The sequence below is a fragment of the Streptantibioticus silvisoli genome (assembly GCF_027947535.2).
In the GTDB taxonomy this organism is placed as follows: Bacteria; Actinomycetota; Actinomycetes; order Streptomycetales; family Streptomycetaceae; genus Streptantibioticus_C; species Streptantibioticus_C silvisoli.
Genome location: NZ_JAAGKO020000105.1, coordinates 1 through 14,084, shown reverse-complemented (window position 1 = coordinate 14,084; position 14,084 = coordinate 1). Strand labels below are relative to the sequence as shown.

The window sequence follows — 14,084 nt, the reverse complement described above, 5'->3', positions numbered from 1 at the left end:
CCCGGTCCGCACGCAACGCCGGAATCACCACCGCCGACTCCACGCACTGCCGAACCATCGCCGACAACACACCATCCGGACCCAACTCCACAAACCGCGTCACACCCTCCCCGTGCAACGCCGCCACGCCATCCGCGAACCGCACCGCCTCCCGCACATGCCGCACCCAATAACCCGGAGAACCGATCTCCTCCACATCCGCCAGCACACCGGTCACGTTGGAGACGATCGGCAGTTGAGGCTCGCCGTACGCCAGGCCCGCCAGCACCGCGGCGAACTCGTCGAGCATCGCCTCCATCCGCGGCGAATGGAACGCGTGCGAAACGGCCAACCGCTTCACCCGACGCCCCGCCGCACGCCACACGGACTCCAACTCCGCAACAACATCCTCATCACCCGAAACCACCACCGACGACGGCCCATTGACCGCGGCAATGCTGACCTCCGGCCGCTCCGCCACCTCACCGGCGACGTCCGCCTCCGCAGCCTCCACCGCCAGCATGGCTCCACCCGCCGGCAACGCCTGCATCAACCGACCACGCGCACCCACCAAGACGCACGCGTCATCCAGCGACAACACACCAGCGACGTGAGCCGCCGCCACCTCACCGATCGAGTGGCCCAGCAAGAAGTCCGGCGTCACACCCCATGACTCCCACAACCGGAACAACGCCACCTCGAGCGCGAACAACCCCGCCTGCGTATAAGCCGTTTGACCCAACAGCTCCGCGTCGCCGAACATCACCTCACGCAGCGGACGCTCCAGCTCGGCGTCCAGCCGTTCGCACACCGCGTCCAACGCCGCCGCGAAGACCGGGAACGCCGCGTACAACCCGGCGCCCGTCCCGACCCGCTGCGCACCCTGACCCGTGAACAGGAACGCGACCTCGCCGGCCGATTCGACGCCGCGTACCACGCTGGGTGCCGGTTCCCCGGCCGCGATCGCCCGCACGCCCTGCCGAAGGGCGGCCGCGTCGCCGCCGAGCACCACGGCGCGGTGATCCAGCGCCGCACGACCGGTCGCCAACGCGTACGCGACGTCGAGCGGCCGCGACGCCACACCGGCCTCCGGACCCGCGAGCGCGTCCACGGACGCGTCAACGAACGCGCCCAACCGCTCCGCCTGCGCGCGCAAGGCCGCGTCCGACTTCGCCGACAGCACCCACGGCAAGGTGGCGGGGGCCGCGTCAGGTCGGGGCTCGGTGCGCTGCTCGGTCCCGGGCTCGTCGTGCGGGGCTTCCTCGACGATGATGTGCGCGTTGGTGCCGCTGACGCCGAACGAGGAGACGGCGGCACGGCGCGGGCGGTCAAGATCCGGCCAGTCGCGGGTCTCGGTGAGCAGGGACACGGCGCCGCGCGACCAGTTGACGTGCGGGGACGGCGCGTCCACGTGCAGGGTCCTGGGCAGGACGCCGTGCCGCAGCGCCATCACCATCTTGATGATGCCGGCCACGCCGGAGGCCGCCTGGATGTGGCCGATGTTGGACTTGAGCGAGCCGAGCCACAGGGGCCGGTCCGCGGGGCGGTCCTTGCCGTACACCTCGAGCAGCGCCTGCGCCTCGATCGGGTCGCCGAGGCGGGTGCCGGTGCCGTGGCCCTCCACGACGTCGATGTCGGACGGGAGGAGCTGGGCGTTGACGACGGCCTGGCGGATGACGCGCTGCTGCGAGGGGCCGTTGGGCGCGGTGAGGCCGTTCGAGGCGCCGTCCTGGTTCACGGCGCTGCCGCGTACGACGGCGAGGACCTCGTGGCCGTTGCGTCTGGCGTCGGAGAGCCGTTCCACCAGCAGGACACCGACGCCCTCGCCCCAGCCGGTACCGTCGGCCGCGGCGGCGAACGACTTGCAGCGGCCGTCGGAGGCGAGGCCGCCCTGCTTGGCGAACTCGTCGAAGGTGGCGGTGCTCGGCATGACGGTCACGCCGCCCGCGAGTGCCATCGTGCACTCGTCGTTGCGCAGCGCCTGGATCGCGAGGTGCAGGGCCACGAGGGAGGAGGAGCAGGCGGTGTCGACGGTGACCGCCGGGCCCTCCAGGCCGAAGGTGTACGCGACACGGCCGGATATGACGCTGTTGGCGGTGCCGGTCAGCGCGTGGCCGGCCACCTCGTCGGGCAGGTCGATGCCCGCGCCGTAGCCGGAGTTGGAGGCGCCGACGAACACACCGGTCCGGCTGCCGCGCAACAACTCCGGTGCCAGTCCGGCGCGTTCGAAGAGTTCCCAGCCGGCTTCGAGGATCAGTCGCTGCTGGGGGTCCATGGCCAGTGCCTCGCGCGGCGAGATGCCGAACAGTGACGCGTCGAAGTCGGTGGCGTGGTCGACGAATCCGCCCTGGCGGGCGTAGGACGCGTCGGGGTCGAGCAGGTCCCAGCCGCGGTCGGTCGGGAACGACGTGACGCCGTCGCCGCCGGAGGCCACCAGTTCCCACAGGTCCTCGGGCGATCGCACTCCGCCGGGCAGGCGGCAGCTCATCCCGACGATGGCGATCGGCTCGTTGCCGGCCGCCAGCAGCTCCCGGTTCTGCTCCCGCAGCCGCTCGGTCTCCTTCAGCGACGCGCGCAACGCCTTGACTACTTGTTCCTCGCGATTAGCCATGCTTGAGCTCCAAATTGCGGGCGCTGTCAGGAATCCGTGCTGCCGAGGGCGGTCTCGATCAACGCGTCGAGGTCCATGTCGTCGATCGAATCCGCATCGGCGTCGGTCTCCTTGTCGGTATCGCTGGTGGTGTCGCTGTCGGGGTCGGTCCCGTCGTCCGGGTCCGCCGGGTCGACCAGCTTGAGCAGCAGGTCGAGCACGCCCGCGTCGCGGAGCCGGGACATCGGCACGGTGGCCAGCGCGCGCCGGATCCGTGTCTCGTCGGACGCCTCGTCGGACGCTTCGTCGGAGGCCGGGCCATCGACTTCGAGGATCTCCGTCGTCAGGCGTTCGGCCAGCGCGGCGGAGGTCGGGTAGTCGAAGACCAGGGTGGGCGGCAGTTCCACGCCGATCGCCTCCGCCAGGCGGTTGCGGATCTCGACGGCGGTCATCGAGTCGACGCCGAGGTCGCTGAACGCGGCCTTCGGCGGGACCGCGGCCGTACCGTCGTGGCCGAGTACGGCCGCCGCCTCGCCGCGTACCAGTTCCAGCAGGGTGCGTCGCCGGGTGGCGGGCGAGGAGCCGACGAGCTTCTCGCCCAGCGCGGTGAGCCCGCCGGGCCGCTGCTCCGTACCGTCGCCGGGTACGGCGTCGCGCTCGCGGGACTCGCGCAGCCCGCGGACGGCGGGCAGTTCGCCGAGCAGCGCACTGGTGCGCAGCGACGTGAACACCGGGGCGAACCGCTCCCACTCGACGTCCGCCACGGTCACGCAGGTCTCGCCGCCGTCCACCGTCTGTTCCAGTGCCTTGATCGCGAGCTGCGGGTCGAGCACGCGCAGGCCGCGCCGCCGCAGGTAGTCCGCCGTCCCGTCGGCGGTTGCCATACCGGAGTCCGCCCACGGGCCCCAGGCGATCGAGGTCGCGGCGAGGCCACGGGCGGCCCGGTCCTGGGCGAGGGCGTCCAGGTAGGCGTTGGCGGCGGCGTACGCGGCCTGGCCGCCACTGCCCCACACCCCGGCGATCGAGGAGAACAGCACGAACGCGTCCAGCTCCGTGTCGCCCAGCAGCTCGTTCAGGTGCCGGGCACCGTCGGCCTTCGCGCGCAGCGTCGCGTCGAGCCCGTCCGCGGTCAGTTCGGTGAGCCTGGTCGTTCCGGTCGCGCCCGCCGCGTGGACCACCGCGGTCAGCGGCTGCCGCGCCGGGATCGTCGCCAGCAGGCCGGCGACCGCCTCGCGATCGGCGACGTCGCAGGGCGTCACGGTCACCTCGGTGCCGAGCCCGCGCAGCTCGGCGACGAGTGCCTCGGCGCCGGGTGCGTCCATGCCGCGCCTGCTGGTCAGCACCAGGTGCTCCGCACCGCGCCGCGCCAGCCAGGTGGCGACCCGGCCGCCGAGCCCGCCGGTTCCGCCGGTCACCAGCACCGTGCCGCGCGGACGCCACGCGGTGCCCCGCCCGGCCCCGCCCGGCAGCGCCGGCGCCAGCCGTCGTCCGTACGTGCCGGTGTCGCGTACGGCGATCTGGTCCTCGCCGGAGCCGCCGGTCAGCGCGGCGACCAGGAGTGCGGCGGTGCGCCGGTCCAAGGTCGCGGGAACGTCGACCATGCCGCCCCAGCGCTGCGGGTGCTCCAGGGCGACGACGCGGCCGAATCCCCACAGCCGGGCGCCGGCCACGTCGGTCAGCCGGTCGGCCGCGCCTACCGACACCGCGCCGCTCGTCACGCACCACAAGGGCGCGTCCACGTCGGCGTCGTCCAGCGCCTGCACCAGCGTCAACGGCCGGTCGAGCGCCGAGGACGGCAGCAGCGACAGCACTCCGGCGACCGTTCCGGCCTGCGTGACGGCGTCCCGCAATCGGTCGGCCAGCGCGGCACGCGCGGTGTCCGTGCCGACGACGATCTCGACGGTTTCGGCGCCGTGCTCCCGCAGCGCCGTGGCGGCAGCGCGGTCTGCGTCCTCCTCCGGGACCGCGATCAGCCAGACCCCGGACGCGACCGCCGGCCCGCCGGACGTCGGCGTCCAGTCGATCCGGTAGCGCCAGCCGTCCACGGTCGACCGGTCCTGCCGGTCCCTGCGCCACGCGGACAGCGCCGGCAGCACGGTGCTCAGGCCGTTGGCGGCGTCCAGCTTCAGGGTGCTCGCGACGGATTCGAGGTCCTGCTCCTCCACCGCCGACCAGAACGCGGCGTCCACGGCGTCCACCGGACGCGATCCGGGCTCGCGGTCGTCGGACTCCGCGGACTCCAGCCAGTACCTCTTGCGCTGGAACGCGTAGGTCGGCAGCGGCACCCGACGACCACCCCACGGCGCGAACACCGCAGCCCAGTCGACCCCGGCTCCGGTCACGTGGGCGGCGGCCAGCGCCGTGAGCAACGCCTCCGGCTCGTCGCGGCCTCCGCGCAGCACCGGAACCGCGACCGCCGCCTCGGCGCAGTTGTCGACCATGGCCGTCAGCACGCCGTCCGGTCCCAGCTCCACAAAACGGGTCACGCCCTCCGCCCGCAGCGTCGCGACACCGTCGGCGAACCGCACCGCCTGCCGCACATGCCGCACCCAGTAGGCAGGCGTGCGGATCTCGTCCGGGTCGACCGGCCGACCGGTCAGGTCGGAGACGATCGGCAACCGGGGTGCGTGGAAGGTCAGTTGCGCGGCCACGGCGGCGAAGTCGTCGAGCATCGCGTCCATCCGCGGCGAATGGAACGCGTGCGAAACGGTCAACCGCTTCACCCGGCGACCCGCCGCACGCCAGGCCGCCTCCAACTCCGCGACGACGTCCTCATCACCCGAAACCACCACCGACGACGGCCCGTTGACCGCCGCGATGCCGACCTGCGGCCGCTCGGCGATCTCGGCGGCGACGTCGGCCTCACTCGCCTCCACCGCCAGCATCGCACCACCCGCCGGCAACGCCTGCATCAACCGACCACGAGCGGCCACCAGCGTGCACGCGTCGTCCAGCGACAGCACGCCCGCGACATGCGCGGCGGCCACCTCACCGATGGAATGCCCCAGCAGGAAGTCCGGCGTGACACCCCACGCCTCCAGCAACCGGAACAGCGCCACCTCCAAGGCGAACAACGCCGCCTGCGTGTACACCGTTTGATCCAACGCGTCCGGATCGCCGAACATCACTTCCCGCAACGGACGGTCCAACGCGACGTCCATCCGCGCACACACCGCGTCCAACGCGTCGGCGAACACCGGGAAGGCGGCGTGCAGTTCACGGCCCATGCCGACCCGCTGAGCGCCCTGCCCGGTGAACAGGAAGGCGAGACCGCCCGGTTCCGCCAGCCCCCGCACGACGTTCCTGGCGCGTCGGCCGTCGGCCAGCTCGGTCAGGCCCCGCGCGAAGCCGTCCAGGTCCGATGCCACCACCACGGCCCGGTACGCCAGCGTGGTGCGGGTGGTGGCCAGTGACGTGCCGATATCCACTGTGGACAGCGCCGAACCGTCCGCGGTCAGCTCCCGCAGGCGGGTGGCCTGGTCCCGGAGACCGTCTTCGCTCTTCGCGGAGATCACCCACGGGACGACGGCGGGGGGAGCCTCGGCGGGCGGTTCCTCCACTGCCCGCGGTTCCGGCGCCGCCTGCTCCAGGATGGTGTGCACGTTGGTGCCGCTCACCCCGAACGACGACACCGCCGCCCGGCGCGGCGCCCCGGTCTGCGGCCACGAACGGTTCTCCGTCAGCAACTCCACCGCACCGGACGACCAGTCGATGTGCGGCGAGGGCTGCTCGGCGTAGAGGCTCTTCGGCAGGACACCGTGCCGCATGGCCATGACTGTCTTGATCACGCCGGCGACACCTGCCGCGGACTGGGTGTGCCCGATGTTGGACTTGAGCGAGCCCAGCCACAGCGGCCGGTCGGCGGACCGGTCCTGGCCGTAGGTGGCCAACAGCGCCTGGGCCTCAATCGGGTCCCCCAACATGGTCCCGGTTCCGTGGGCCTCCACCATATCCACGTCGGACACCGAGAGTCCCGCACTGGCCAAAGCTTGCCGGATGACCCGCTGCTGGGAGGGACCGTTCGGCGCGGTCAGGCCGTTCGACGCGCCGTCCTGGTTGACCGCGCTGCCCCGCACGATCGCCAATACCTCGTGCCCACGGCGCCGCGCCTCCGACAACCGCTCGACCACCAGCACCCCGGCACCCTCCGCCCAGCCGGTCCCGTCGGCACCCGCCGCGAAGGACTTGCACCGACCGTCCGCCGCCACACCCTTCTGCCGACTGAACTCCGTGAAGATCCCCGGCGTCGCGATCACCGTCGCACCACCCACCAACGCCATGTCGCACTCACCACCCCGCAGGGCCTGGGCGGCCAGGTGCAGCGCCACCAGCGACGACGAACACGCGGTGTCCACCGTCACCGCCGGCCCCTCCAGGCCGAACGAATACGCGATACGCCCGGACGCCACGCTCGTCGCCGTACCGGTGAGCAGGTGCCCCTCGACCTCGCCGCGAGCCCGCGCCGACACCGATCCGGTGCCGTAGTTGGACGTCGCGGTGCCCACGAAGACGCCGACCTGCTCACCGCGCAACGACAACGGCGCGATGCCCGCCCGCTCCAACGCCTCCCACGCACTCTCCAACAGCAACCGCTGCTGCGGATCCATCGCCAACGCCTCACGCGGCGAGATCCCGAACAACGACGCGTCGAACTCATCCGCGTCATGAACGAACCCACCCACCCGGGTAGCGGACGTCCCCGGACGCTCCACATCCGGATCGAACAAGGCGTCCAGATCCCAACCCCGATCCGTCGGGAACTCCCCGATCGCATCCGTCCCCGACACCACCAGACGCCACAAATCCTCCGGCGACGCCACCCCACCCGGGAACCGGCACCCCATCCCCACGATCACCACCGGATCGTCCGCCACGGCCGGCAACGCCCGCACCGGCACCGCCTGCGCCGTCCCGGTACCCACCAGATCCGCGTGCAGCCACCGGACCAGTGCCTGAGGACTCGGGTGATCGAAGACCAGCGTCGCCGGCAACCGCAGACCCGTCACCGTGTTCAACCGGTTCCGCAACTCCACAGCGGTCAGCGAATCGAACCCCAGATCCTTGAACGCCCGCCCCGCCTCGATCGACTCCCCCGACGCATGCCCCAGCACCGCGGCCACCTCACCCAGCACCAACCCCGTCAACAACCGCTCCCGCTCACCCGACGACAACAGCGCCAACCGCTCCGCCAGCGAACCCCCACCACCCACCGCACCCACCGCACGACGACGCACCACACCCCGCACCAACCCCCGCAACAACGCCGGCACCGGCTCCCCACCAAGCCGCGAACGCAACCTCCCCACGTCCAACCGCATCACCACCACATGCGCCAACCCACACCCCAACGCCCCATCGAACAACGCCAGACCCTCAGCACTGCCCAACGCGTCACCGCCCGCTCGCACCCGCGTTTTGTCGGCCTCGGTGAGATGCCCGCTGATCGCGCTGGCCTGCTCCCACATGCCCCAGCCGAGCGACACACCGGCCAAACCCTCCGCCCGCCGCCGCTGCGCCAACGCGTCCAACACCGCGTTCGCAGCCGCGTAGTTCACCTGTCCGGGCGAACCGAACGTCGCCGACACGGACGAATACATCACGAACATCGCCAGGTCGAGCTGCCGCGTCAGCTCCTCCAGATGCAGCGCCGCCTCCGCCTTCGGCCCGAACACCGTGGCTATCCGCTCCGGCGTCATGGACTCCACAACCCCGTCGTCCACCACACCCGCGGCATGCACCACACCGGTCAACGGATGCTCCACCGGTATCCCCGCCAACACCCCGGCCAACGCCGCCCGATCCGCCACATCACACGCCACGACGCTTGCACCGGCGCCGAGTTCGGCCAGGTCGGCCACCAACTCGACCGCGCCCGGCGCCTCCGGCCCGCCCCGCGACAACAGCACCAAGTGCCGCACCCCGTACTCCGCCACCAAATGCCGCGCCAGCAAGGCACCCAACGTGCCCGTACCGCCGGTGATCAACACGGTGCCCCGCGGATCCAGCCGGCGGGGCATCGTCAACACGTTCTTGCCCACGTGCCGGCCCGAACTCATCAACCGGAACGCACCCGCCACCTCCCGCACGTCCCACGCACGCACCGGCAGGAACTCCAGGACACCGTCCTCGAACAACCCCACCAACCGCTCAAGGATCTCCCGCAACCGCTCCGAGCCCGCGTCCAGAAGATCGAACGACCGATAGGAACGCCCGACAAAATCCTCCGGCCGACGAACATCCGCCTTACCCATCTCCACGAACCGGCCACCCTCGGCCAGCAACCGCGCCGACGCGTCAACGAACTCACCCGCCAGCGCGTTCAGCACCACATCCACCCCACGACCGCCCGACGCCGCCCGGAACACCTCCTCGAACCCCAGATCACGCGACGAGGCGATCCGCTCACCCGAAACCCCGAGACCCCGCACCACCGGCCACTTCGACTCACTCGCCGTCGCGAAAACCTCCGCACCCGCCCACCGCGCCAACTGCACCGCCGCCATCCCCACCCCACCGGCAGCCGCATGCACCAACACCGACTCACCCGACCCCAGACCACCCAGATCGAACAGGCCGTAGAACGCCGTCATGAACACCATCGGCACCGACGCCGCATCCACGAACGACCACCCCGCGGGCATCCGTGCCAGCAGACGCGCGTCCGTCACCGCCTCCGGACCGAACCCGCCCGCGAACAACCCGAACACCCGATCACCCACCGCAAGATCCGTAACGCCGGCACCGACCTCCACCACCACACCCGCGCCCTCGGAACCCATCAATCCCGGCTCCGGATACGTACCAAGCCCCAACAGCACATCCCGGAAATTCAGCCCGGCCGCCCGCACCTCCACCCGCACCTCACCGGCCGCAAGCTCCTCCACGGGCCGTACAACCGCCGAGACCTCCTCCAACACACCACGCTCCGACGGCTCCAAACGCCACACGCCCTCCGCCGGAACCGACACCACCGGCAACGACGACACCCGAGCCAACCGCGGCACCCACACCACACCACCGCGCACCGCCGCCTGCGGCTCGCCCAACGCCACCACACCGCTCAAGAGCTCCGCATCCGGCTCCTCGGTGTCCACGTCCAGCAGCACCAGACGGTCCGGATGCTCCGACTGCGCCGACCGCACCAAACCCCACACCCCGGCCGCCGCCACATCAGCCACCACACCACCGTCACCCACCGCCACCGCACCCCGCGACACCACCACCAGACGACCGGTCCCGGCCAGGGCCAGCCAGGCACGTACCGCTTCCAGCGCCCACCCGGCGACCTCGCCGACAGTGCCCGACGGCAGTCGGACCGCGACGTCAGCGGCCGCGTCCGCCTGCGCGACCTCGTCCCACGCGCACACCGTGACGGGCCGAGCCCCGAAGGCGTCCAGCGACAACCGGGACCACTCCACCCCGAACAGGCCGTCCGCTACACCAACCCCGGCACCAACAGCACTACCCGCATCCACCGCACGCAGGACCAACGACTCGATCGACACCACCGCACCACCAGCGGCGTCGAACGCCTCCACCCGCACCGCATCAACCCCCACACGGGACAACCGCACCCGCAACCCCGACGCACCGGACGCGAACAACGACACACCCGACCAACCGAACGGCAACCGCACACCACCCCCGTCCCCCAACAACCCACCAACCGCCAACGCATGCAACCCCGCATCCAACAACGCCGGATGCACACCGAACGCCCCCGCATCAACCCCCTCCGGCAACCCCACCTCAGCGAACACCACCCCATCAACCCCACGCCACACCGACCGCAAACCACGGAACAACGGCCCATAACCCAACCCCGCCCCGGCCAACCCCTCATACAAACCCTCGATACCCACCGGCTCGGCACCCACCGGCGGCCAGACGGTCAGATCGGGTGCAGCGGTGACGTCGTCGTCGGACAGCAGACCAGTGGCGTTCCGCAGCCAGCTCGCGTCCTCGTTCTCCGGCCGGTCGGCCCGCGAGTAGATCTCTACGGTCCTGCCGCCGCTGTCCTGAACAGCCCCCACGCCGACCTGGATCTGCACGGTCCCGCGTTCGGGCAGCACCAGCGGCGCCTCCAGCGTCAGGTCCTCAAGACGCATGCATCCGGCCTGTTCACCGGCCCGCAACGCCATCTCCACCAGCGCCGTTCCCGGCACCACGACCGAGCCGTGCACCCGGTGTTCCGCCAGCCACGGCTGCACCGCCACCGAAAGCCGCCCGGTCAGCACCAGGCCGCCACCCGACGCCAACGACACCTCACTGCTCAACAACGGGTGCCCGAGCCCACCGACCTCACCGAAGCCGACCCGTCCGCTCACCCAGTAGCGCTCGCGCTGGAAGGCGTACGTCGGCAGATCCGTGACCTGCGCCTGCCAGGTGGCGAAGACAGCAGCCCAGTCGACAACCGCACCCCGCACGAACACCGACGCCACCGCCGCCAACACAGCCCCGGTCTCGTCCCGACCACCACGCAACACCGGCACCGCCACCGCCGGCTCAACACACCCCTCGACCATCGCCGTCAACACACCGTCCGGCCCCAACTCCACAAACCGCGTCACACCCTCCGCATGCAACACCGCCACACCATCCGAGAACCGCACCGCCTCGCGGACGTGTCGCACCCAATAGGCCGGCGTACGAATCTCCGCCGGGTCCACCAGACGACCGGACAGGTTGGACACGATCGGCAACCGCGGCGCCTCGAACGCCAACTCACCGATAGCAGCCGCGAACTCGTCGAGCATCGCCTCCATGCGCGGCGAATGGAACGCATGCGAAACGGTCAGTCGCTTCACCCGCCGACCAGCCGCACGCCAGGCGATCTCCAGCTCCGCGACGACGTCTTCGTCACCGGAAACGACCACGGACGACGGGCCGTTCACCGCCGCGACACTCACCTCGGGACGCTCAGCCACCTCGCCGGCGACCTCATCTTCGGAAGCCTCCACCGCCAGCATCGCCCCACCCGCCGGCAACGCCTGCATCAACCGACCACGAGCACCGACCAGCACGCACGCGTCATCCAGCGACAGCACCCCCGCCACATGCGCGGCAGCCACCTCACCGATCGAATGCCCCAGCAGGAAGTCCGGCCGCATCCCCCACGACTCCAACAGCCGGAACAGGGCGACTTCGAGACCGAACAACGCCGCCTGCGTATAAGCGGTCCGGTTCAGCAACTCCGCGTCGCCGAACATGACGTCGAGCAACGGACGGTCCAACTCGGCGTCCATCCGCGCACACACCGCATCCAACGCATCCGCGAACACCGGGAACCCGGCATACAACTCCCGGCCCATCCCGACCCGCTGCGCACCCTGCCCCGTGAACAAGAACGCCGTACGACCAGAAACCGCGACCCCACGAACAACACCGGCGCCGTCGCCGCCCTCGGCCAACCGGCCCAGACCGGCCAACAACTCAGCCCGATCCGCACCCAACACCACCGCACGATGTTCAAGGGCCGACCGCGTCACCGCCAACGACACACCCACATCCACCGACCGCACACCGGCCAACTCACCCACGAACGAACCCAACCGGCCCGCCTGCGCACCCAACCCCGCAGCCGACTGCGCCGACACCACCCACGGCACCACCGACGGACCCACACCCGCGGAAACCCCGGACAGCACAGCCCCCGCGTCGCCTTCCTCCGCCTCCTCCAAGATCGTGTGCGCGTTCGTCCCACTGATCCCGAACGACGACACCGCGGCACGACGCGGCCGGTCGGCCGCAGGCCACTCGCGCTCCCGCGTCAGCAGCTCCACCGCGCCCACGGACCAGTCCACGTGCGGTGACGGCTCGTCCGCGTGCAACGACGGCGGCAGCACCCCGTGCCGCAGCGCCATCACCATCTTGATCACGCCCGCGACGCCCGAAGCAGCCTGCGTATGACCGATGTTGGACTTCACCGAGCCCAACCACAACGGCTCACCGTCCAGCCGCTCCTGCCCGTAGGTGGCCAGCAGCGCCTGCGCCTCGATCGGGTCGCCCAACCGGGTCCCGGTACCGTGCGCCTCCACCGCGTCGACATCCGACGCCGCCAGGCCGGCATTCGCCAACGCCTGCCGGATCACCCGCTGTTGGGAGGGTCCGTTCGGCGCCGTCAAACCGTTCGACGCACCGTCCTGATTCACCGCCGACCCACGCACCACCGCCAACACCCGGTGACCGTTCCGCCGCGCGTCCGACAACCGCTCCACCGCCAGGACGCCGACGCCCTCGCCCCAGGCCGTGCCGTCCGCCTCGGCCGAGAACGGCTTGCAGCGGCCGTCGACCGCGAGGCCACGCTGGCGGCTGAACTCGATGAACGCGCCGGGGGTGGCCATCACCGTCACCCCGCCGGCCAGCGCCATCGAGCACTCACCGTTCCGCAACGCCTGCGCCGCCAGATGCAATGCCACCAACGACGACGAACACGCCGTATCCACCGTCACCGCAGGACCTTCGAGCCCGAATGAGTAAGCCACCCGGCCCGACATCACGCTCGCCGCGCCACCGGTGGCCACGTGGCCTTCGGCCGTCTGCCCGTCGCGCGCCTGGACCGCGGCGATGGCCAGCCGCGCGTAGTCCTGCCCGTTGGTGCCCGCGAAGACACCCGTCTGACTGCCCCGCAGCGACCGCGGATCGATACCGGCGTTCTCGAACGCCTCCCAACAGGCCTCGAGCAGCAGCCGCTGCTGCGGGTCCATCGCCACCGCCTCACGCGGCGAGATCCCGAACAGTTCCGCGTCGAACTCCGCCGCGTCCGCCAGGAACCCACCCTCACGGACGTACGACGTGCCGGGCGTGTCGGGGTCGGCGTCGAAGAGCGCGTCGGTGTCCCAGCCGCGGTCCACCGGGAACTCGCTGATCGCATCCGTGCCCGAAGCGACGAGCCGCCACAGGTCCTCCGGGGAACTCACGCCACCGGGGAAACGGCAGCTCATGCCGATGATCGCGATCGGCTCGTCCACCGCGACCGACGCCCGCACCACGGCACCCGCACCCACCGCATCGCCGGCGTCACCAAGGTTCAACGCTTCGAGAAGGTGCTCGGCCAGCACGTCCGCGTTCGGGTAGTCATAGACCAGGCTCGCTGCCAGCCGGACACCCAGAGCGGACGCCAACCGGTCGCGGAACTCCACCGCCGTCAACGAATCGAACCCCAGATCCTTGAACGGCCTTCCCCCATCGACCGCACCCACATCCCCGTGCCCCAACACCCCCGCCGCCTCAGCCCGCACCAACCCCAACACCTCACGCAACCGCTCCACACCCGACAACCCCGACAACCGACCCACCACGCCACCAACAGCGCCACCAGCAACACCGCTGGTCACCGCAACATCGGTCGACGACACCAACAAACCCTCAAGCAACGGACTCCGGCGTCCCGACGTGAACGTCGCACCAAAACGATCCCACTCCACATCAGCCACCGTCACACACACCTCACCCCCATCCACCGCACGCCCCAACGCACCCACCGCCAACCCCATATCCATCGACACCAACCCAC

General features: G+C 70.9%; 2 protein-coding genes. Both read right to left on the bottom strand.

Features of this window, described 5'->3' with window-relative positions; genetic code table 11:
* The coding region (locus tag POF43_RS33785; RefSeq protein WP_282704946.1) for a type I polyketide synthase at nucleotides 1-2,590 on the bottom strand (2,590 nt) is incomplete at its 3' end.
* Nucleotides 2,591-2,616: 26 nt separating this feature from the next.
* Nucleotides 2,617-14,084 (bottom strand): type I polyketide synthase (locus POF43_RS33780; RefSeq protein ID WP_372516191.1); only part of this gene is annotated, 11,468 nt, incomplete at its 5' end.